Genomic DNA, 22,328 nt, shown 5'->3' on the forward strand with positions numbered 1-22,328 from the left:
GCTATTGCGCACCTCCTTATTTAATGATATGAGTACTACTTAACTTCTTCAACCTTAATCAAATGTGCGATTTGGAAAAGCGCACCGCGAGTTGCTTCGTTATCAGGCTGTACAACTGAGCTATTAACTCGGTGTAAGCCCATAGCTTCCACAATCTTCCGCTGTTTAGGGAGGCGGTGAGCGACACTATGAATTAAAGTAACTTTTAATTGAGCCATTTTAATACCCCTCCTTATTCAGCTAAGTGTTGAAGAGAGACACCACGGAGAGCGGCAACTTCTTCAGCACGCTTCAATTCAGTCAGGCCAGCAAAAGTGGCACGAACTGCATTGACCGGCGTGTTAGAACCTAAACGCTTTGAAGTAACGTCAGCGATACCTGCAAGTTCCATGACGGAACGAACGGCACCACCGGCCGTAACTCCAGAACCTTCAGCGGCTGGCTTGAGCATAATCTTGCCACCACCAAATGTTCCCAGTACTTCGTGAGGAATGGTCGTTCCCACGACTGGAACTTCGATCAAGTTCTTACGAGCGGCTTCAACAGCCTTACGAATGGCTTCTGGAACTTCTTGTGCTTTACCAGTACCAAAGCCAACGTGGCCGTTCTTATCACCAACAATTACTAAAGCAGAGAACCGAAGACGACGGCCACCCTTAACAACTTTGGTAATTCGGTTGATAGCAACAACGTTGTCTTCAAGTTCTAACTTGTCGGGATCAATAAATTTTGCCATGTGTGGTTATTCCTCCTTACTGTTAAAATTTCAACCCGTTTTCACGAGCAGCTTCTGCTAATGCTTGTACCCGGCCATGATATAAGTATCCGCCACGGTCAAACACAACATTGCTAATCTTCTTTTCGACAGCGCGCTTAGCAACTAAAACACCGACAGCTTTCGCTTGTTCAGTCTTGTTGTCGCCAGTCACTTCACTATCTAACGTCGAGGCACTAACAAGCGTGACACCCGCTACGTCATCAATGACTTGAGCGTAGATGTTTTTGTTAGAGCGGAAAACGTTTAAGCGTGGGCGTACTGCATCTCCAGAAATTTTGTTGCGGACACGCATATGACGCTTTTGACGTGTCTTGTTCTTATCTGGTTTCGTAATCAAAATAGTCACCTCTTTGTAGAATTATCAGCTTTAAGCTGCTTTACTTACCAGTTTTACCTTCACGAATGCGAACGAATTCGTTTTCGTAACGGATACCCTTACCTTTGTAAGGTTCTGGTGAACGGACGGCACGGATTTCAGCAGCGAAGTCACCGACTTCTTGCTTACTAATGCCTGAAATGTTGATAGTGGTGTTGTCAGGAACCTTAACATCTAAGGTTTCTGGAATAGCCATTTCAACAGGGTTAGAATAACCAACGCTCAATACCAAGGTCTTACCCTTAGCTTGAACACGGTAACCAACACCGACTAACTTCAAGGTCTTTGCGAAGCCATTGACAACACCTTCAACCATGTTGTTCAAGTTAGCTCGTTGCGTACCATGAAGGGCCCGCGTCTTGTTGTTGTTATCTGGACGGTCGAAATCAACGGCACCATCACTGATCTTCATCGTAATGAAGTCAGAGAAAGTACGGGTCAAAGAACCCTTAGGACCTTTAACCGTAACTTGATCGCCATCGCGCTTAACCTCAACGCCAGCTGGGACTTTGACAGTTTTATAACCAATACGACTCACTGTAAGGCACCTCCTATCTTCTTAAAAGTTTTACCAAACGTAGGCGAGAACTTCGCCACCGATTTTCTTGGCACGCGCTTCTTTATCAGTAACTACACCTTCAGAGGTGGAGATAATAGCGATACCTAAACCGTTCAATACCTTTGGAACAGCGTCGGCCTTGACGTATGAACGTAAGCCGGGCTTTGAAATACGCTTCAAACCACTGATAACACGTTGGTTGTCTTTGCCGTACTTGAGGAATACGCGGATGATACCTTGCTTGTCATCATCGATGTATTCAACGTTACGGATGAAACCTTCGCGCTTCAGGATTTCAGCGATGTCACGTTTAATTGTTGATGCAGGTACTTCGAGTGATTCGTGGCGAACCATGTTCGCGTTACGAATCCGAGTCAAGAAGTCTGCAATAGGATCAGTCATGGACATTAACGATTTCCCTCCCTTTGTTTAAAATTCGTATTACCAGCTAGCCTTCTTCATACCAGGAATTTGACCCTTGTGGGCAAGTTCGCGTAGGCATAAACGGCAAAGGTGGAATTTTTGATAAACAGAGTGTGGACGTCCACAACGTTCGCAACGAGTATATTCCTGAGTAGAGAACTTCGCAGGACGCTTGTTCTTAGCAATTTGTGATTTCTTAGCCAATTTGTGTGAACCTCCTTTTTAGTGTGTAAACGGCATACCGAATTGAGTCAACAATTCACGTGATTCTTCATCGGTGTTAGCCGTTGTTACGATAACAATGTCCAAACCACGAACACGGTTAACGTTATCAAAGTTAATTTCTGGGAAGATCAATTGTTCTTTGATCCCCAAAGTGTAGTTACCACGGCCATCAAAGGCACGAGAACTAACACCATGGAAGTCACGAACACGTGGCAATGACACGTTGATCAACTTATCCAGGAATTCGTACATGCGGTCCCCACGGAGGGTAACCTTAGCACCAATTGACATGCCTTCACGAAGACGGAAGGTTGCGATTGACTTCTTGGCCTTAGTAACCAATGGCTTTTGACCAGAAATCAAACCAAGCTCTTCAACGGCTTCATCAAGGTTCTTAGCGTTGGTAACAGCATCACCAACACCCATGTTCAAAACGATCTTGTCGATCTTAGGTGTTTGCATAACGGAACTGTAGCTGAACTTTTCCACCAATGATGGGGTAATTTCATTAACGTACTTTTCTTTTAAACGAGCTGACATGAAATTATGTTCCTCCTTTCAGTGATTATTTGTCGATGGTTTCGCCGGACTTTTTAGCGAACCGGACTTTGTGACCATCTTCAACTCGAACGCCAAGCCGGGTTGGTTCGTTGTTCGAAGGATCAATGAGCATTACGTTGGATGCATGAATTGGTGCTTCAATATCGATGATCCCGCCTTGTGGGCTAGCTTGAGAAGCCTTTTGGTGCTTCTTGATCATATTGACGCCTTTAACGATCACGCGGTTCTTGGCATTCAGAACCTTAGATACAGTTCCTTCTTTGCCTTTGTCTTTCCCAGCGATTACGCGGACCTTGTCACCAGTTTTAATAAGCATTCTGTGGGCACCTCCTTGTTTACACGATTCTTAATTACAGTACTTCGGGTGCTAATGAGATAATCTTCATGTAGTCGTTGTCTCGTAATTCACGAGCAACTGGCCCAAAGATACGAGTCCCTTGTGGGCTCTTGTCGTCTTTAATCAGCACTGCAGCATTTTCATCAAAACTGATGTATGAACCGTCGTTACGACGTACACGAGACTTCGTACGTACAACGACTGCCTTAACAACATCACCTTTTTTGACAACGCCACCTGGTGTTGCTTGTTTGACAGTAGCAACGATGACATCACCGATTCCGGCGTAGCGACGCTTTGAGCCACCCAGAACCTTGATTGTCAGAATTTCACGGGCGCCAGAGTTATCGGCTACCTTTAAGCGACTTTCTTGTTGGATCACGGCTAGTGTCCTCCCTTCAGTTCTAGTTCAGAATACGATAAAAACGACACTTAAATGATTACTGCTTTTTCAACAACGTCGACTAAGCGGAACCGCTTGGTAGCAGACATTGGCCGCGTTTCCATGATTTCAACAATGTCGCCAGTTTGCGCTTCATTCTTTTCATCATGTGCCTTGTACTTCTTAGAGTACTTGACACGCTTACCGTATCGTGCATCCGTTTTTGTCGTTTCAACGACAACTGTGATCGTCTTGTCCATCTTGTCAGACACGACACGACCACGGTATACCTTGCGGTGATTACGTACATCACTCATGTATTGTGACCTCCTTTATCGTATTCTAGTTGTTCAGTTCTTGTTGGCGAAGAGCGGTCTTAAGCCGCGCAATGTTCTTACGAACTTGCTTCAACCGAGCAGTGTTTTCCAGTTGGCCAGTGGCTAATTGGAAGCGCAAGTTGAATAATTCGTCCTTATAGCTCTTTTCTTTATCGAGCATTTCGGCAGTGGTCAATTCGTTAATTTCCTTAGCCTTCATTAGATTCGCCACCTACTTCCTCTCGGGTAATAACTTTCGTACGAACGGGAAGTTTCATGGCAGCCAGGCGTAATGCTTCGCGAGCGACTTCTTCAGAGACGCCACCGACTTCGAACATTACCTTACCACGCTTAACTGGGGCTACCCAGCCAGCTGGTGTACCTTTACCATTACCCATCCGGACCCCAACACCTTTTTCAGTGTAGGATTTGTGAGGGAAAATCTTAATCCAAACTCTCCCACCACGCTTCATGTAACGAGTGATTGCAACACGGGCTGCTTCGATTTGACGGTTAGAGATCCACTTGGAATCTAATGACTGCAAACCGTAGTCGCCGAAAGCAACACTCTTGCCACCCTTGGCTTCGCCACGTAGCTTACCACGGTGGACACGACGGAACTTTACTCGCTTAGGTACCAGCATGTTATTTCCCTCCTTGTCCGTTAGTTTGTTTCTTTTCAGGCAAGATCTCACCACGGTAGATCCAGGTCTTAACACCCAGAGAACCGTATGAAGTGTGAGCTTCTACCCAAGCATAATCGATATCAGCACGTAACGTGTGCAGAGGAACCGTACCTTCAGCGTAGCTTTCAGTACGAGACATATCAGCACCGTTCAAACGACCAGCAACCTGCGTCTTGATACCCTTGGCACCAGAGCGCATAGTCCGTTGCATCGTTCCACGCATAGCCCGACGGAAGGCAACACGGCCCTCCAATTGACGAGCGATGTTTTCGCCGACCAATTTTGCATCTAAATCTGGCTTCTTGATTTCAACAATGTTGATGTGAACCCGCTTGCCAGTTAAGTCGTTCAATTCCTTACGGAGATTTTCGACTTCAGAACCACCCTTACCAATAACCATCCCTGGTTTGGCAGTATGGATTGAGATGTTGACGCGGTTTGCAGCACGCTCAATCTCAACAGTTGAGACAGAGGCGTCAACGAGACGCTTTTCAATGAATTTACGAATTGCAAGGTCTTCCTTGAGGTAAGCAGCAAAGTCTTTTTCAGCATACCACTTTGCTTCCCAGTCGCGAATGATACCGACCCGTAATCCAGTTGGATTTACTTTTTGTCCCACGCGTTATCCCTCCTTCTTTTCAGATACAACAACCGTAATGTGACTCGTACGCTTGTTGATTGGTGAAGCAGAACCCTTAGCACGAGGACGGAACCGCTTGAGGGTTGGTCCTTCGTTAACGAAGGCTTCGCTGACAACTAGATCTTGACGATCTAAGTCAAAATTGTTTTCTGCATTAGCAATCGCAGAATTTAAAACTTTTGCCACAACCGGTGAACCACCACGCGGTGTGAACTTTAGAATAGCTAGCGCTTCAGCTACGCTCTTGCCGCGGATAAGATCGATGACAAGGCGGAGTTTGCGAGCAGCAACTCGAACCGTTTTGGCGGTTGCTTGCGCTGATGTAACTTGTTCAGCCATTTAGTTAATCCTCCTTATCAAAGAGTTGTTTTCTTATCGTCACTGCTACCATGACCACGGAATAATCTAGTCGGTACGAATTCACCAAGCTTGTGGCCAACCATATCTTCTTGCACGTAAACTGGGACATGCTTCCGTCCGTCATAAACTGCAATGGTGTAACCTACGAAGCTAGGGAAAATAGTAGACCGACGTGACCAGGTCTTGATGACGGTCTTCTTGTCTTGATCCTTCTGCGCATCAATCTTCTTGAGCAAATGCGCATCGGCAAAAGGTCCTTTTTTCAAACTACGACCCATTATGAAACCTCCTCTACTTGTGGCGCATCGTTATACACGATGATCACCAGGTCTCTTAACATCCGGATTACCGGATGATTACATCTTGGAACCCTTACGACGACGAACGATGAACTTGCTAGTCTTGTTCTTCTTCTTCCGCGTCTTCTTACCAACGGTCTTCTTACCCCATGGAGAAAGAGGAGATGGTAAACCAACAGGTGCTTTACCTTCACCACCACCATGTGGGTGATCGTTAGGGTTCATTACAGAACCACGAACATGTGGACGCTGACCAGCCCAACGATTACGGCCGGCCTTACCGACAACAATCAATTCGTGTTCTTCGTTACCTACGGCACCGATAGTAGCCCGGTTAACGTTCAAGATCATCCGAACTTCACCAGATGATAAACGAACCAGTACGTACTTGTCATCATTAGCCTTACCCAATAATTGAGCTGAAGTTCCGGCAGAACGAACCAATTGGCCACCCTTACCAGTCTTTAATTCAATATTGTGAATAACAGTTCCAAATGGAATGTTCTTCAATGGTAATGCATTACCGATCTTGATATCAGCTTCTGGACCTGACTGAACCTGAGCACCAACCTTTAAACCTTTAGGTGCAATGATGTAAGACTTTACACCATCAGCATAGACTAATAAGGCAATGTTAGCAGTCCGGTTTGGGTCATATTCAATAGCTTTAACGGTTGCAGGAACGTCGTCCTTCATCCGCTTGAAATCGATGATCCGGTACTGACGCTTGTTACCACCACCACGATGGCGGACAGTCATCTTACCAGCGTTGTTACGGCCGGCTGAGTGACTTTGTGAATCAAGCAATGACTTTTCAGGAGTCGTCTTAGTGATGACGTCTTTGTAAACCATGCTGGTCATGTTACGACGACCATTGCTTGTTGGTTTGTATTTCTTAATCGCCACGTTATTTCCCTCCTATATCTGAGATTTTATTCTTCGTTGAATAACTTGATTTCTTTAGAGTCGGCAGATAAGCTGACAATGGCCTTACGACGCTTCTTAGTTAAGCCTTCGTAACGACCTTGACGCTTCTTCTTACCCTTCAAGTTCATGATGTTGACCTTAACAACCTTAACGTCAAAGATGTCTTCAATGGCATGCTTAACTTGTGTCTTGGTTGCTCGTACGTCAACGTCGAACGTGTAACGCTTGTCATCCATAGTAGCCATTGATGCTTCAGTGACAACTGGACGTAAAATAATATCGCGTGATTCCATTATGCGAGTACCTCCTCTACTTGAGAAAGTGCTGGTTGGGTAATCACTAACTTGTCGGCGTTAGCAATATCAAGGACATTCAAGCTCTTGGCAGGAATTACCTTAACATTTGCTAAGTTCCGGGCTGCTAATGCGGCCTTAACGTTGTCATCTTCAAGGACAACCAACGTCTTAGTTGTGACGTTCAAACCAGCCAGCATATCAGCGAATTCTTTCGTCTTAGGGGTGTCGAATGATAATCCGTCAACTACGACGAAACTGTCATCGAGAACCTTCTGGGAAAGAACGGACTTCAATGCTAAACGGCTAACCTTCTTAGGAAGGTGGTAACTGTATGAGCGAGGGGTTGGTCCAAAGACCACACCACCACCGACCCATTGTGGTGAACGGATGGAACCTTGACGTGCACGACCGGTACCTTTTTGACGCCATGGCTTCTTACCACCACCACGAACGGCACTCCGGTTTTTAACGGCGTGAGTTCCTTGGCGCATGGATGCCCGTTGCATCAAAATCGTGTCGAACACGACGTTTTCGTTAGGTTCAATACCGAAGATGTCGGCATTCAACGTTACGTCGCCGTTTTGGCTACCATTTTGTTTGTATAATGCTACGCTTGTCATTTAATTATCCTCCCTTCCTAATTAGTTATCTGAATGCTTTTCACGTGGTGGGCGAACAGCACTCTTAACAGTAACGAGTGACTTGTTAGCACCTGGCACGTTACCCTTGATCAACAGAACGTTGTTTTCAACATCTGCCTTAACAACTTCAAGGTTCAAGATAGTAACTTGCTTGTTACCCATCCGGCCTGGAAGCTTCATACCAGGGAATACCCGGTTAATGATAGCACCCAGAGAACCTGGACGACGGTGATAACGAGAACCGTGAGCCATAGGGCCACGACGTTGACCGTCCTTATGAACGTTACCTTGGTAACCATGACCTTTAGTTACACCAGTGACATCAACGATGTCTCCTGCTTGGAAGGTATCAACTTTAACTTCGTCTGCTACCTTGTAATCTCCCAGCTCAACATCTCTGAATTCACGAATGAAGCGCTTAGGAGTCGTGTTTGCTTTTGCTACATGACCTTGTTCGGGCTTGTTGCTGAGTACTTCACGCTTGTCTTGGTAACCAAGTTGAATGGCATCGTAACCGTCGTTTTCCATTGTCTTAACTTGCAACACTACGTTTGGGGTTGCTTCGACAACAGTAACGGGGATTAATTCGCCAGCATCAGTGAAGACCTGCGTCATCCCGACCTTTTTCCCTAAGATTCCTTTTGTGGTCATGAGTACACCTCCGATTATATTGTATTTATTTTGAAAAATTATAACTTGATTTCGATGTCCACACCACTAGGCAAGTCGAGCTTCATTAATGAGTCAACTGTCTTTGGCGTTGGATTAACGATATCGATCAAACGCTTGTGAGTCCGCATTTCGAACTGTTCACGTGAGTCCTTAAACTTATGTGGTGAACGTAATACGGTGTAGATCGTCCGTTCTGTTGGTAATGGAATAGGACCAGAGATACCGGCACCTGTTCTCTTAGCAGTTTCAACGATCTTCTCTGCTGATTGGTCGAGGATACGATGTTCGTAAGCCTTCAACCGAATCCGAATTTTTTGTTTTGCCATTGTGTTCCCTCCTTCGTCTATTTTAAAAATAAGACTAACTCCGTGGAAATTCCCGCCACGCCCTCATGGCAAAGCGGCCGGGCGTGTCGCAATCTCCCACATCATCGCTTAAACTTTTTGGCGATCCCCAGGGGGCGCAAATGTCCCCTCAGAAATTCAGCACTTAACTATCATACTAAATAAAGTGCCATATGGCAAGGGTTTTCGCGAAATTGCTTGCGATTTGTCTTAAATAATTATTGGCTATTCCTAGCATAACCTGGAAGTTTTAATCAACTTTCTTCTAATTAAATACAATTTAACTGAATTCAATGAAAAAGAACGACTGGTCATCCAGTTTTTCCCAATTAAGGCCAACGCGTGTTATTATACCTTATCTTTGACAAATCTCCTAATAAAATTATCGTGATTCTCTTAAATAGGCCCTGACCCGCGAGCACACGGTCAGTCTTTCTCTTCCCCCCACCGGTGCTTAAAGGTTGTCCGTGCCAAAAGCCATCCCAACAGACCAGTCACAACATCAGCGGCCGGCTGCGCCCAGATAATGCCGTGATAACCCAATAACTCAGCGCCAACAGCAACGAATAAGTAGAAGACCACGCCTTGCCGTGAGATAGACATCAGAAGTGCCGCTAACGCCTTCCCTGTGCTTTGAAAGACCGTCGTGTAGACTAATACTACCCCTACGAATGGCGTTGTTACGAGAAAGGTCCGAAGCATATATGTCCCTGCGGTCATAACCGCTTGATTGTGGAGAAATAGTCCAATGAGGCTTGGCGCAAAAACCATCAAGAGAATGGCGACGACTAAGGCGTAGCCCACCTCTACTAGCAGGTCAAAGCGGAGAACCTGATTGAATCGCTTTTGATTTTTTGCCCCATACGTGTAACCAATCAGTGGCTGGGCGCCAAAGGCAAATCCGATCATAACCAACATGATAACCAGATAGACCTTGAGCACGATCCCCATTGCAGCCACCCGTGTTGGGCCAAAATTGACCAGATAGCGATTCAAGACCGCCGTTCCGAATGCCTGCATCAGGTTTGTAATTGATCCTGGGATCCCAATCAAAAGCACCTGTCTCAGCAGGTAACGATTAATGTGACTTTGTCGACCATCAATCGTTACCACCTGACAATAGCAAGCCGTCAGCCAGAGCAATAGAATTGCTGAGAGACTATAGCCAATAATCGTCGCTAAAGCCGCCCCAGCCGCTCCCATACCCGCTGAAAAAATCAGAAGAGGATCAAGAATAATGGTAACCACTGTTCCCACCATTGTGCCAATCATCGACTGGGTCGCAAAACCCTCGGTTCTAATCAAGTTTCCTGAGACAATTGAGACCATGATTGGCATAGCACCCAGGGACATGATGCGGTAAAACTGCTCGGTATAATGGTAAGTCGTCGATGTTGCCCCAAACATCATCAAAATGGGGCGCGTGAACGCTAGCAGAAAGACAGTCACCAGCAATCCAACCACAATCGCCCCATAGAGGCAAAAACTACTGACGCGCTTAGCCGTCTGAAAGTCCTTCTCACCCAATAATCGTGAAATCAGAGAACTTCCCCCGAGACCGAAGATATCCCCGACCGCAATTAGAAACGAAAATAAAGGCGTGCACAGGGCCACTCCTGCGACCAAAGCCGTATTTTGCGTCTGTGAAACGAAATATGTATCCGCCAAATTGTAAATCATACTAGCCACCATGCCCAGTACGACGGGCAATGCCAGCTTGAAATAGGCCCGCGGAATCGGCTCTTTTTCAAACAATTCTTCCATTATATGGTCACTTCTCTCTTTTTGAATCTATGCCTCACAAATTATACCACGCGATCAAGGCACAAAAAAACGCCCCACCATAAGGTGAGACGTTTCTTTACAGAAGAGTCGGACTAGTCTTCGACTGGAGTGCCGCCATTCTTCTTGATAATATCAGCTTGAACACTCTTTGGCGTTGGTTCGTAGTGGTCAAACGTCATGGTAAAGGTACCACGACCTTGAGAAGCAGAACGTAACGTTGTAGCGTAACCGAACATTTCGGATAACGGAACGAAGGAGTGAATCATTTGTGCGTTTCCACGAGCTTCCATACCATCGACCTTACCACGACGTGCGGTAACTTGGCCCATAATATCACCCATGTACTCTTCTGGTACCAGGATATCAACCTTCATGATTGGTTCCAAGATAACAGGACCAGCACTTTGGACAGCCTTACGTAAAGCCAACGAAGCGGCAACCTTGAAGGCTGCTTCACTAGAATCGACTTCATGGTAACTACCATCGTATAACTTAGCCTTAACATCAACCAATGGATAACCGGCTAAGACACCGTTTGCCATGGCTTCTTGCAGACCTTGGTCAACTGAAGGGATAAATTCACGAGGAACAACCCCACCAACGATAGCGTCTTCGAATTCGTAACCCTTACCACGTTCGTTAGGGGTGAATTCGATCCAAACGTCACCATATTGACCTTTACCACCAGATTGACGAACGAACTTACCTTGGACCTTAGTTGGCTTCGTGAAGGCTTCACGATAAGCAACTTGAGGAGCACCAATGTCCGCTTCAACCTTGAATTCACGCTTCATACGGTCAATGATGATGTCCAAGTGAAGTTCACCCATCCCGGCGATCAGAGTTTCACCAGTTTCAGGGTTAGTTTCAGCCTTGAAAGTTGGGTCTTCTTCAGAAAGCTTTTGTAAGGCGTTGTTCATCTTGTCTTGGTCAGCCTTCGTCTTAGGTTCCACGGCAACCTGGATAACTGGATCTGGGAAGTTCATGGATTCCAAGTGAAGTGGGTGATCAGGGTCAGTCAAAGAGTCACCAGTAGTGGTGTTCTTCAAACCAATGGCCCCGGCAATATCACCGGAGAAGACTTCTGGAATTTCTTGACGGTGATTGGAGTGCATTTGCAGCAGACGTCCAACACGTTCACGCTTGTCCTTAGTGGCGTTCAAGACATATGAACCACCTTCCAAGGTACCGGAGTAAACCCGGATGTATGTCAAACGACCAACGAATGGGTCGGTGGCAACCTTGAAGGCTAAGGCAGCGAATGGCGCGTCGTCATCGGCACGCAGTGTAACGGCTTCATCAGTATCAGGAACAGTGGCGTTGTATGGCTTAACATCCAATGGAGATGGTAAGTAGTCCACAACGGCGTCCATCAACATTTGAACACCCTTATCCTTGAAAGCAGAACCGGCGAAGACTGGGAACATTTCCAGCTTCAACGTTGCACGCCGAATAGCGGCCTTAAGTTCTGCCTTGGTGATTTCTTCACCTTCAAGGTACTTTTCCATGATTTCATCATCAACGTCAGCGACGCTTTCGATGATGCCTTCATGACGTTTCTTAGCTTCTTCAAGCATGTCAGCAGGGATTTCAACTGTGTCCCATGAGGAACCCAATTCATCCTTGTCGTAAACGTAGGCTTTCATCTCGATTAAGTCAACAACACCTGCGAAATCATCTTCGGCACCGATTGCCATTTGTAAGGCAACCGCGTTGGCTTGTAACCGGTCGTGAATGGAGTTAACTGAGAAGTCGAAGTCGGCACCCAGCTTATCCATCTTGTTCACGAACACGATACGAGGAACATCGAAATCTGAGGCTTGACGCCAAACAGTTTCGGTTTGTGGTTCAACACCGGCTTGACCGTCTAAGACAGTTACGGCACCATCAAGCACACGCAAAGAACGTTCAACTTCAACAGTGAAGTCCACGTGCCCTGGAGTATCGATGATGTTGATCCGGTGACCCTTCCATTCCGCAGTCGTTGCGGCAGAAGTGATCGTGATACCACGTTCTTGTTCTTGTTCCATCCAGTCCATTTGTGAAGCCCCATCGTGGGTTTCACCAATCTTGTGGATCTTACCAGTGTAATACAGGATACGCTCAGTGGTCGTCGTCTTACCAGCATCGATGTGAGCCATGATACCGATATTACGAGTCTTATCAAGCGGGAATTCACGAGTATTAGCCATGATTAATGTGTAACTCCTCTCAAAATTGATCGTAGATTGTGCCAAAAAGTGACTACTAACATCGCAATTGATTTTAGTAGCCACCTCTGGATTAAAGGATTGCTCCTTTAAGTTAGAGGCGTGAGAGTCATGAGACACTCCGCTCTAACATTTTATCACACCGCGATTAAAGCAGTGCGATGGCTGCTCCTACCAACGGTAGTGGGCGAAGGCACGGTTGGCATCTGCCATCCGGTGAGTGTCTTCACGCTTTTTAACAGCAGCACCCGTGTTGTTGGCAGCATCCATGATTTCACGCGCTAAGCGTTCAACCATCGTGTGTTCACCACGTAAACGAGAGTACTGTACCATCCAACGAAGACCAAGAGTCGTCCGACGATCTGGACGAACTTCGATTGGGACTTGGTAGTTTGATCCACCAACCCGGCGAGCCTTGACTTCCAAGACTGGCATAACGTTCTTCATTGCTTCTTCGAAGACTTCCACTGGATCGTTACCAGTTTCGTTCTTAATGATGTCGAAGGCACCATAAATGATTTTAGTTGAAGTTCCGCGTTTCCCATCCATCATCGTGTGGTTAATCAAACGAGTAACCAACTTTGAGTTGTAAATTGGATCAGGAAGGACTTCACGCTTTTGTACAATTCCTTTTCTAGGCATTATATTATCCTCCTTGAATATTGTTTAGTAACTGCTTGACGGCATCCGTGCAAGTCAGTTAATGTCGTGATTCTTAATCCTTAGGCTTCTTGGTACCGTACTTAGAACGGCTTTGACGACGGTCGGTAACACCGGCAGTATCAAGCGCACCACGCACGATGTGGTAACGAACCCCAGGTAAATCCTTCACCCGGCCACCACGAATTAAGACAACACTATGTTCTTGAAGGTTATGACCAATACCAGGAATGTAAGCAGTCACTTCAATTAAGTTTGACAACCGTACACGTGCATATTTCCGTAAAGCTGAGTTAGGCTTCTTAGGTGTCATGGTACCGACACGAGTAGCAACCCCACGCTTTTGAGGAGCAGGATTCTTAACTTGAGCTTTTTTGAAACTGTTATACCCGTAGTTTAAAGCTGGGGCATCTGATTTAGAACTATTAGATTTACGACCTTTACGCACCAATTGGTTGATAGTAGGCATCTAACTAGTCCTCCTTTCTGTATTCTGATAGAGTTTAAGTCCACACATCCAGGTGGTTCATTTTTCTTGAAAGAAAAAAGCCACCTAGACGGGGGATCTAATTGAAGTGTCCCTCCCGCCGTCAGTCAGCATGTCTGGTATGTTACCCGAGACCTGTCTGCGAAAAGCACCTTGAATAGAATACCATGCCAGAAAACCAATGTCAATAAGGGTTATCACAATTCTCTGAAAACAATCTGGCATTTTTCACGGAGGTATCTAAGAGGTGATCACACATGTCAACTTTTTTCCTATTCTGTTACGGTTGTTGCTTTGGTTCCTTGATTGGTGCCACCAGCAGTCGCTATGCCCGCCACGAATCACCCAATACACCAGGATCTCATTGCGATACCTGTCAAACACCACTCCGACCTTGGCAACTCATTCCCATTCTGAGTTATCTCTATCAACGTGGACGTTGTCACACCTGTCACGCTGCAATTCCTTTACAGACCCTTATCCTCGAAATATCTGGTGGTTGGCTGGCCACCACCATCACGGGGCCGGCGACCCTGCTCACAGTTATCTGGCTCTACTTGTGGGGGTATGCCGCGCTGTGTGATGCTGCCACCCAAACCTTCCCCAGTATTATCAGTTGGCTAAGTCTCCCCGTGCTGTTCTGGACATCTAGTCCCCTCATCTGGGGGCTAGCCATGCTCTGGCTACTTGGTATCCGTCTAATCTGGCCATCCCTGTCCGAACCACTCATCGGTGACGGCGATCTAGAATTTATAGGCCTCTATGGCTTGGCTTTTGGTGTGCAAGCGCTGGCCTGGTGGCTATTGACCGCTTGCCTCCTGGCGCTAGTTATCAATCGCCATTTTCCTGGACGAATTGCCCTGATCCCCTATTTGACCAGTAGTGCGCTGGGATGGTGGCTCTATTCCTAGACAAACAAAAAGGACCCGCCATCTCTGACGAGTCCCCCGACTAAGTCGCTTAACCGAAATTAAGCTTGAGAGTCTTCTTGCATTTGTTTTTCCAAATCGCTGATTGAGTAGACGCCTTCGGTTGACGAACCGCCAACTTCCTTGGGCTTGATCTGACGGTAATCTGGCATCCCAGTACCGGCAGGAATAATCTTCCCAATAATAACGTTTTCCTTCAAACCAACCAATGGATCGTTCTTGCCTCGAATAGCAGCATCGGTCAAGACACGCGTTGTTTCTTGGAAGGAAGCGGCTGATAAGAAACTGTTCGTTTCCAGGGCAGCCTTGGTGATCCCCAAGATAACTGGACGAGCCGTAGCGGCGATCCCACCAGAAATTAATGTCTGGTAGTTAGCGCGACGGAAGTCTTGAATATCCATCAAAGTCCCAGGTAAAACATCGGTATCGCCCGGATCCATGATCCGAACCTTCCGAAGCATCTGACGAACCATGATTTCAACGTGCTTATCACTGATAGCCACACCTTGCATCCGGTAGACACGTTGCACTTCGCCTAAAATATAGGTTTCAGTAGACAAGACGTCACGAACACGCAGAAGTTCCTTAGGATCAACAGACCCATAGTTCAAGGCAGCACCACGGTGGATAAAGTCCCCTTCAGAAACTCGCATGCGAGCAGTGATTGGTAACTTGTAACTCCGAGTATCAGCCTCACCCTTGATCGTAACCTCTTTGACACGGTCAGCTGGGTTTTCTTCGATTGATTCAACCGTCCCAGTAACTTCAGTAATCTCAGCTTTACCTTTAGGGTTCCGAGATTCAAATAATTCTTGAACACGAGGAAGCCCTTGGGTGATATCTTCGTTCCCGGCAACACCACCGGTATGGAAGTTACGCATGGTTAATTGCGTTCCTGGTTCACCGATAGATTGTGCGGCAACAGTTCCGACTGCTTCACCAACTTCAACTTCATCACCAGTGGCCATGTTACGACCATAACAGTGTTCACAAACACCGTGTTCAGTGTTACAAGTGAAGGCAGAGCGAATCGTGACCTCTTCAACACCAGCATCAACAATCTTTTGAGCGGTGTCTTCAACGATCATTTGGTTCTTTGGCACGATGATGTCACCGGTCTTAGGATCGACAACTGACTTCTGCGTGTAACGGCCGAGAATTCGGTCGTACAGAGGTTCGATCATTTCGTTTCCATCAGTGATGGCCCGAATCTTCAAACCACGGTCAGTTCCACAATCCTTCTCCCGAATGATAACATCTTGCGCCACATCGACCAGACGCCGAGTCAGGTAACCTGAGTTGGCAGTCTTGAGGGCCGTATCGGTCATCCCTTTACGGGCCCCATGGGTCGAAATGAACATTTCCATAACCGTCAGGCCTTCACGGAAGTTAGACGTGATAGGCAATTCCATGATGTCCCCACTAGGTGCGGCCATCAATCCACGCATACCAGCTAATTGCGTAAAGTTAGAAATGTTCCCCCGGGCACCAGAATCACTCATCATAAAGATAGGGTTCTGTTGGTCGAAACTGTGGATCAGAGCGTTTTGAATATCATCCTTGGCATCGTTCCAGATCCCAATGACACGTTCGTAACGTTCGTGGTCCGTAATCAACCCACGCCGGAATTGCTTCGTTACCGTGGCAACCTGTTTGTGGGCTGCGTCGATAATTTCTGGCTTTTCCTTCAAGTCGGTGACGTCGACCATCCCAACCGTTAACCCAGACTTCGTCGATTCGTCGTAACCCAAATCTTTGATCCGGTCCAACAACTTAGAGGTTTCAGTAACCTTGTATTGTTGGTAAACGGCCGCGATAATGTCGGACAAGAAGCCCTTCTTGAACGGTCCGATTAATTCGGCATTTTGCAAGTAATCATGAATGTCTTCACCCGGTGCCAAGAAGTACTTGTCAGGGACGTAACCATTCAAGTTTGTGTTAGTAGGTTCATTCAAGTATGGGAAAGACTTTGGCAGGATATTGTTAAAGATCAACTTCCCAACAGTCGTTACCATAATCTTGGTGCGTTGATCATCGGTGAATGGCTTGTCTGGCATGGAGGAAACCTGAACACCGACACGACTGTGCCAGTGAACCAAACCGTTCCGGTAAGCCAGAACAGCTTCGTTGAGGTCGGTAAAGATCATACCTTCCCCTTCACGGTTGTCTTCTTCCATCGTCAAGTAGTAGTTCCCGATAACCATATCTTGTGAAGGCGCAACGACTGGCTTACCACTGGCAGGTGCCAAGATATGGTGAGCAGCCAACATCAGCAAACGTGCTTCAGCTTGCGCTTCGTCAGATAAAGGCACGTGGATGGCCATTTGGTCCCCATCAAAATCGGCGTTGTAAGCTTCACAAGCCAATGGGTGAAGACGCATAGCCTTACCACTAACCAAGACTGGTTCGAACGCTTGAATCCCTAAACGGTGAAGCGTAGGGGCCCGGTTCAACAGAACAGGGTGTTCCTTGATAACATCTTCAAGAACATTGAAGACATCGTCATCTTCACGGTCAATCTGGCGCTTAGCATTCTTAATGTTAGAAGCCAAGCCACGTGCAACGAGTTCCTTCATGATAAATGGCCGGAATAATTCCAAAGCCATTGGCACTGGGAGACCCATTTGGTTGAACTTGAGGGAAGGACCAACGTCAATAACGGAACGACCAGAGTAGTCAACCCGCTTCCCTAACAAGTTTTGACGGAAACGCCCTTGCTTCCCTTTCAACATGTGTGAAAGAGACTTTAATGGACGATTACCAGGACCAGCAACTGGACGGCCACGACGACCGTTATCGATCAAGGCGTCAACGGCTTCTTGAAGCATCCGCTTTTCGTTTTGAACGATGATACCAGGTGCGTTTAAGTCTAACAAACGCTTCAACCGGCTATTCCGGTTGATAACCCGCCGGTACAAGTCATTAAGATCAGACGTTGCAAAACGTCCCCCTTCGAGTTGTACCATTGGCCGTAAATCAGGTGGAATTACCGGAATAGCATCCATTACCATCCATTCAGGACGGTTACCAGATGTCACGAAGGCTTCCAAAATGTCCAAACGACGAACGGCACGCGTCCGCTTTTGGCCAGTAGCATCCTTCAATTGTTCCTTTAATTCTGTAACTTCTTTATCTAAATCCACGGCCATCAATAACTTTTTGATGGCTTCGGCACCCATTTCAGCCTTGAAGGCTTGACTGCCGTATTCTACGAGCTTGTCACGGTAATCACGTTCGGAAAGGAGTTGTTTCTTTTCCAAAGGTGTATCGCCGGGATCAAGAACAACGTAAGATGCGAAATAGATGATTTCTTCCAGAGCACGGGGGCTCATGTCTAGGACAAGACCCATCCGACTTGGAATACCCTTGAAGTACCAGATGTGGGTTACAGGAGCTGCTAATTCAATATGGCCCATCCGTTCACGACGAACCTTAGAACGGGTAACTTCGACCCCACAACGGTCACAAACGACACCCTTGTAACGGATCCGTTTGTACTTTCCACAGGCACATTCCCAATCCTTAGTAGGACCGAAAATCCGCTCGTCGAAAAGTCCATCTTTTTCAGGCTTTAACGTCCGGTAGTTGATGGTTTCAGGCTTTTTAACTTCCCCGTAAGACCAGCTACGGATCTTATCAGGTGAAGCCAGCCCGATCTGCATGCTTTCGAACTTATTGACATCGACCAAAGAAGCGACCTCCCTTATTAATTAGTCTTGTGTGTTCGGTTGACTTTCATTTTTAGTGGTTTCTGGTGCTGCTTTGGCACTTTCAGCCTGAGCTTGTGCCTTGCGTTGTTCTTCCTGCTGTTGGGCAAGCTTACTCAGCGCATCAACGTTCACAACATCATCGTCATCGTCGTCCATATCACGGAGTTCAATTTCTTCGTTGTTCCCGTTTAAGACCTTCATATCCAGACCCAAGGATTGTAATTCCTTGACCAGAACACGGAAGGATTCAGGTACACCAGGCTTTGGAATTGGATCGCCCTTAACAATGGCTTCGTAGGTCTTAACCCGTCCAACCACGTCATCAGACTTGTACGTTAAGATTTCTTGTAACGTATAAGCGGCACCATAAGCTTCCAAGGCCCAAACTTCCATTTCACCGAAACGTTGGCCCCCAAATTGCGCTTTACCACCAAGTGGTTGTTGCGTAACCAGTGAGTAAGGTCCGATGGAACGCGCGTGCATCTTGTCGTCGACCATGTGGGCCAGCTTCAAGTAGTTCATCACACCAACGGCAACCCGCTTGTCGAATGGTTCACCGGTCCGACCATCGTATAAGACAGTCTTCGCATCGGCAGCCATACCGGCTTCCTTAACAGCGTCCGCAATATCAGTATCTTGGGCACCATCAAAGACAGGTGTTGCCACGTGGATACCCAACTTACGAGCAGCCATTCCCAAATGCAATTCGAGCACTTGCCCGATATTCATACGGGAAGGCACACCCATTGGGCTCAACATGATGTCGATTGGGGTCCCATCTGGCATGTACGGCATATCTTCTTCAGGGATAACGACGGAAACCGTCCCCTTGTTACCGTGACGACCAGACATCTTGTCCCCAACTTGGATCTTCCGCTTTTGTGCGATGTAGACCCGAACCATCATGTTAACACCAGGTGAAAGTTCGTCCCCGTTTTCACGAGTAAAGATCTTGACGTCCTGGATAATCCCGCCACCACCATGAGGAACCTTCAGGGAAGTATCCCGAACTTCACGGGCCTTTTCACCAAAGATAGCATGGAGCAAACGTTCTTCAGCTGATAATTCAGTCACACCCTTAGGCGTTACCTTACCAACCAGGATGTCACCGTCTTGAACTTCGGCACCAATCCGGATAATTCCGTCTTCGTCCAAGTTCTTCAAGGCATCTTCACCCACGTTAGGAATTTCACGAGTCATTTCTTCAGGTCCAAGCTTCGTGTCACGTGCTTCTGATTCGTATTCTTCAATATGAATCGACGTGTAAACGTCATCGCGAACCAACCGTTCGTTGATTCCGATGGCATCTTCGAAGTTGTACCCTTGCCAAGTCATGAAAGCAACCAATGGGTTTTGACCTAAGGCCAGTTCCCCATTTTCCATTGAAGGACCATCAGCCAAGATCTCGTCATTGTCAACGTGATCGCCAACCTTAACGATTGGGCGTTGGTTGTAGTTCTTCCCACCGTTAGAACGGCGGAACTTCATCAACTTGTAAGTGTCCAGCGCATCGTCGGCACGACGTACACGGATTTCACGTGCATCGACGTATTCAACAGTCCCCTCATGTTGGCTAATTAAAGCAACTCCGGAGTCATGTGCTGCCTTGTATTCGATACCAGTCCCAACCAATGGCGCATGAGGGTCAAGCAATGGCACAGCTTGCCGCTGCATGTTGGCACCCATCAAGGCACGGTTGGAGTCATCGTTTTCCAAGAAAGGAATACATGCCGTGGCCACAGCAACAACCTGCTTTGGCGAAACGTCCATGTAGTCAATCCGGTCAGCCGTCGTTTCGATGTTATCAGCTTCGGAACGGGCCATGATGGTATCCGTATCGAATGAACCGTCATCGTTCAATGGCGTGTTGGCTTGGGCAACGACGTAGTTATCTTCTTCGTCAGCCGTCAGGTAATCGATCTTGTCGGTAACCTTATGTGTATCCCATGAGACACGACGGTATGGCGTTTCAATAAACCCGTACTTGTTAACCCGGGCGTAGCTGGAAAGACTGTTAATCAACCCAATGTTAGGACCTTCAGGTGTTTCAATTGGACACATACGGCCATAGTGGGTGTAGTGAACGTCTCGAACTTCATATCCGGCACGATCACGCGTTAAACCACCAGGTCCAAGAGCAGACAACCGACGCTTATGCGTTAATTCGCCAAGTGGGTTGGTCTGATCCATGAATTGTGACAATTGAGATGACCCGAAGAATTCCTTGATTGAGGCAACCACTGGACGAATGTTAATCAGTTGTTGTGGCGTTACCGTCGCAGCATCCTGAATGGACATCCGTTCACGCACAACCCGTTCCATTCGAGATAACCCGATCCGGAATTGGTTTTGCAGGAGTTCACCCACGGAACGAATCCGCCGGTTACCCAAGTGGTCAATGTCATCGACGTTCCCAATTCCAACTTGCAGATCGAAGAAGTAGTTCATGGAAGCAATGATGTCGGCTGGGCGAATATGCTTCAGCTTGATATCAATGTTGCCATTCCCGATAACGGGAACTTCTTGTTCAGGATCGTCTGGTGATTGTACCTTAATGATTTGTAATTTAAGGGGTTCAGTGACAACAGCTTCGTCTGAAGGCTGGAAAGTAACCATCTTGAAGTCTTCTTGGTCCAAGTAAGGTGCCAAGGTCTTCATGACGTCTTTATCAACGACCGTTCCCTTTTGCGCGATAACTTCACCAGTATCTGGGTCAGCTAAAGTTTCAGCTAAAGTTAAACCAAGCAAACGTGTCTTCAGGCTGAGCTTCTTGTTGGTCTTGTAACGACCAACAGGCGCCATGTCATAACGCTTTGGATCGAAGAACCGTGCGGTCAGTAAGCTCCGTGAAGAGTCGGCCGTCTTAGGTTCACCTGGACGTAGACGTTCGTAGATGTCCTTTAAGGATTCTTCGACACGTGAATCGTCGCTGTTCTTGTGAATATCCTTTTCCAACGTCTGTGAAAGACTTTCGTTGTCACCTAAGATATCCAAGATTTCATCGTCAGAACCGAAACCTAATGCCCGAACTAATTCAGTCATTGGGATCTTACGGGTCCGGTCGATCCGAACGTAAGAAACGTTCTTAGCGTCCGTTTCGAATTCAAGCCAAGCACCCCGGTTAGGGATAACAGTGGCACCGAAGATCGTCCGACCGTTCTTATCAGTGTCGTCATTGAAGTAAACGCCTGGTGACCGGACTAATTGGGAAACAATTACCCGTTCTGCCCCGTTAATAATGAAGGTCCCTTGGGCCGTCATTAATGGAAAATCACCGAAGAAGACGTCTTGTGACTTAATTTCGCCCGTTTCATGGTTCGTCAAGCGAAGAGTTACATGCAGTGGTGCAGAGTAGTTCGCATCGTGCTCCCGTGCTTCATCGACCGTATATTTGGGTTCTAGTAATTGATAATCAACAAACTCTAACGAAAGGTTTCCTTGAAAATCTTCGATTGGCATGATGTCGTCGAACATATCGCGTAAACCTTCGTCAAGGAACCAGTTATACGAATTGGTCTGAATCTCGATTAAGTTAGGGAGATCAAGGACTTCCTTGATCCGCGAATAGCTACGGCGAGTACGGTGTTTCCCGTATTTCACTAAGTGTCCTGCCAAGTTGTTCACCTCTCCTATTTATTCTGTCAACTGGCCAGTCCGGAATGTTACATTTTGATTACAATTGCATTTAGACCCGGATTTTTGGCAAAAAAAATCCAAAAACAAA

Annotated in this window: 27 protein-coding genes; 1 reads left to right on the forward strand and 26 read right to left on the reverse strand. The window is 46.9% G+C overall.

The features are described from left to right. Positions 1-35: 35 nt before the first annotated feature. The 24 genes from rpmD to rpsL form a co-directional block, all read right to left on the reverse strand. Positions 36-218, reverse strand: a complete 183-nt coding sequence (gene rpmD / locus EKM71_RS05775; RefSeq protein ID WP_057879250.1) for a 50S ribosomal protein L30 — start codon at positions 216-218, stop codon at positions 36-38. Positions 219-232: 14 nt separating this feature from the next. After that, positions 233-736, reverse strand: a complete 504-nt coding sequence (gene rpsE, locus EKM71_RS05780) for a 30S ribosomal protein S5 (RefSeq protein ID WP_057879251.1) — start codon at positions 734-736, stop codon at positions 233-235. A 22-nt stretch (positions 737-758) separates the two neighbouring features. After that, positions 759-1,124: a 50S ribosomal protein L18 gene (rplR, locus tag EKM71_RS05785; protein ID WP_272947297.1), complete on the reverse strand. Its 366-nt coding sequence runs from the start codon at positions 1,122-1,124 to the stop codon at positions 759-761. A gap of 31 nt (positions 1,125-1,155) precedes the next feature. Beyond that, a complete protein-coding gene (rplF, locus tag EKM71_RS05790; RefSeq protein WP_125573702.1) occupies positions 1,156-1,692 on the reverse strand; it encodes a 50S ribosomal protein L6 in 537 nt (178 codons plus the stop codon). 30 nt (positions 1,693-1,722) lie between these two features. After that, positions 1,723-2,121, reverse strand: coding sequence for a 30S ribosomal protein S8 (rpsH, locus tag EKM71_RS05795; RefSeq protein ID WP_057879254.1), 399 nt, complete (start codon positions 2,119-2,121; stop codon positions 1,723-1,725). Between the two features lie 33 nt (positions 2,122-2,154). Further along, the gene (locus EKM71_RS05800) at positions 2,155-2,340 is read right to left on the reverse strand and encodes a type Z 30S ribosomal protein S14 (RefSeq protein ID WP_083488579.1); all 186 of its coding nucleotides are present in this window, start codon (positions 2,338-2,340) and stop codon (positions 2,155-2,157) included. Between the two features lie 18 nt (positions 2,341-2,358). Continuing rightward, a complete protein-coding gene (gene rplE, locus EKM71_RS05805) occupies positions 2,359-2,901 on the reverse strand; it encodes a 50S ribosomal protein L5 (protein ID WP_057879255.1) in 543 nt (180 codons plus the stop codon). A gap of 25 nt (positions 2,902-2,926) precedes the next feature. Next, positions 2,927-3,238, reverse strand: coding sequence for a 50S ribosomal protein L24 (rplX, locus tag EKM71_RS05810; RefSeq protein WP_125544914.1), 312 nt, complete (start codon positions 3,236-3,238; stop codon positions 2,927-2,929). 34 nt (positions 3,239-3,272) lie between these two features. Then, positions 3,273-3,641 carry a 50S ribosomal protein L14 gene (gene rplN / locus EKM71_RS05815; RefSeq protein WP_057879257.1) on the reverse strand — a complete coding sequence of 123 codons (369 nt, stop codon included), beginning with the start codon at positions 3,639-3,641 and terminating at the stop codon, positions 3,273-3,275. 50 nt (positions 3,642-3,691) lie between these two features. Next, a complete protein-coding gene (gene rpsQ, locus EKM71_RS05820; RefSeq protein ID WP_057879258.1) occupies positions 3,692-3,958 on the reverse strand; it encodes a 30S ribosomal protein S17 in 267 nt (88 codons plus the stop codon). Between the two features lie 25 nt (positions 3,959-3,983). Beyond that, positions 3,984-4,178: a 50S ribosomal protein L29 gene (gene rpmC / locus EKM71_RS05825; protein ID WP_125544918.1), complete on the reverse strand. Its 195-nt coding sequence runs from the start codon at positions 4,176-4,178 to the stop codon at positions 3,984-3,986. Then, a complete protein-coding gene (rplP, locus tag EKM71_RS05830) occupies positions 4,168-4,602 on the reverse strand; it encodes a 50S ribosomal protein L16 (protein WP_057879260.1) in 435 nt (144 codons plus the stop codon). The genes rpmC and rplP overlap by 11 nt, the downstream gene beginning before the upstream one ends. Position 4,603: 1 nt before the next feature. Next, positions 4,604-5,263: a 30S ribosomal protein S3 gene (rpsC, locus tag EKM71_RS05835; protein WP_057879261.1), complete on the reverse strand. Its 660-nt coding sequence runs from the start codon at positions 5,261-5,263 to the stop codon at positions 4,604-4,606. Positions 5,264-5,266: 3 nt separating this feature from the next. Further along, a complete protein-coding gene (rplV, locus tag EKM71_RS05840) occupies positions 5,267-5,623 on the reverse strand; it encodes a 50S ribosomal protein L22 (protein ID WP_057879262.1) in 357 nt (118 codons plus the stop codon). A gap of 17 nt (positions 5,624-5,640) precedes the next feature. Next, positions 5,641-5,922: a 30S ribosomal protein S19 gene (rpsS, locus tag EKM71_RS05845; RefSeq protein ID WP_057879263.1), complete on the reverse strand. Its 282-nt coding sequence runs from the start codon at positions 5,920-5,922 to the stop codon at positions 5,641-5,643. A 78-nt stretch (positions 5,923-6,000) separates the two neighbouring features. Beyond that, positions 6,001-6,849, reverse strand: a complete 849-nt coding sequence (gene rplB / locus EKM71_RS05850; protein ID WP_125573703.1) for a 50S ribosomal protein L2 — start codon at positions 6,847-6,849, stop codon at positions 6,001-6,003. Between the two features lie 26 nt (positions 6,850-6,875). Beyond that, a complete protein-coding gene (gene rplW, locus EKM71_RS05855; RefSeq protein WP_057879265.1) occupies positions 6,876-7,163 on the reverse strand; it encodes a 50S ribosomal protein L23 in 288 nt (95 codons plus the stop codon). After that, positions 7,163-7,786 carry a 50S ribosomal protein L4 gene (gene rplD / locus EKM71_RS05860; protein WP_057879266.1) on the reverse strand — a complete coding sequence of 208 codons (624 nt, stop codon included), beginning with the start codon at positions 7,784-7,786 and terminating at the stop codon, positions 7,163-7,165. The genes rplW and rplD overlap by 1 nt, the downstream gene beginning before the upstream one ends. A gap of 21 nt (positions 7,787-7,807) precedes the next feature. Next, positions 7,808-8,458, reverse strand: coding sequence for a 50S ribosomal protein L3 (gene rplC / locus EKM71_RS05865; RefSeq protein ID WP_125573704.1), 651 nt, complete (start codon positions 8,456-8,458; stop codon positions 7,808-7,810). A gap of 38 nt (positions 8,459-8,496) precedes the next feature. Next, positions 8,497-8,805 carry a 30S ribosomal protein S10 gene (gene rpsJ / locus EKM71_RS05870; RefSeq protein ID WP_057879268.1) on the reverse strand — a complete coding sequence of 103 codons (309 nt, stop codon included), beginning with the start codon at positions 8,803-8,805 and terminating at the stop codon, positions 8,497-8,499. Between the two features lie 444 nt (positions 8,806-9,249). Then, positions 9,250-10,587 (reverse strand): MATE family efflux transporter, encoded by a 1,338-nt coding sequence (locus EKM71_RS05875; RefSeq protein ID WP_125573705.1) that lies wholly within the window; start codon positions 10,585-10,587, stop codon positions 9,250-9,252. Between the two features lie 113 nt (positions 10,588-10,700). Further along, on the reverse strand, positions 10,701-12,800 hold the full coding sequence (fusA, locus tag EKM71_RS05880; RefSeq protein ID WP_125573706.1) for an elongation factor G: 2,100 nt from the start codon (positions 12,798-12,800) through the stop codon (positions 10,701-10,703). 189 nt (positions 12,801-12,989) lie between these two features. Then, the gene (rpsG, locus tag EKM71_RS05885; protein ID WP_057879271.1) at positions 12,990-13,460 is read right to left on the reverse strand and encodes a 30S ribosomal protein S7; all 471 of its coding nucleotides are present in this window, start codon (positions 13,458-13,460) and stop codon (positions 12,990-12,992) included. A gap of 73 nt (positions 13,461-13,533) precedes the next feature. Continuing rightward, positions 13,534-13,947 (reverse strand): 30S ribosomal protein S12, encoded by a 414-nt coding sequence (gene rpsL, locus EKM71_RS05890; RefSeq protein WP_125573707.1) that lies wholly within the window; start codon positions 13,945-13,947, stop codon positions 13,534-13,536. Between the two features lie 275 nt (positions 13,948-14,222). Between rpsL and EKM71_RS05895 the strand changes: the two genes are divergently transcribed. Further along, positions 14,223-14,876 (forward strand): prepilin peptidase, encoded by a 654-nt coding sequence (locus EKM71_RS05895; RefSeq protein ID WP_125573708.1) that lies wholly within the window; start codon positions 14,223-14,225, stop codon positions 14,874-14,876. Between the two features lie 59 nt (positions 14,877-14,935). Here the strand turns inward: EKM71_RS05895 and rpoC are convergent, their stop codons facing one another. Next, positions 14,936-18,583: a DNA-directed RNA polymerase subunit beta' gene (gene rpoC / locus EKM71_RS05900; protein ID WP_125573709.1), complete on the reverse strand. Its 3,648-nt coding sequence runs from the start codon at positions 18,581-18,583 to the stop codon at positions 14,936-14,938. A 21-nt stretch (positions 18,584-18,604) separates the two neighbouring features. Beyond that, entirely contained in the window at positions 18,605-22,219 is a 3,615-nt protein-coding gene (rpoB, locus tag EKM71_RS05905) for a DNA-directed RNA polymerase subunit beta (RefSeq protein ID WP_125573710.1), read from the reverse strand. Positions 22,220-22,328 lie beyond the last annotated feature (109 nt).

This window comes from Levilactobacillus huananensis (genome assembly GCF_003946145.1).
In the GTDB taxonomy this organism is placed as follows: Bacteria; Bacillota; Bacilli; order Lactobacillales; family Lactobacillaceae; genus Levilactobacillus; species Levilactobacillus huananensis.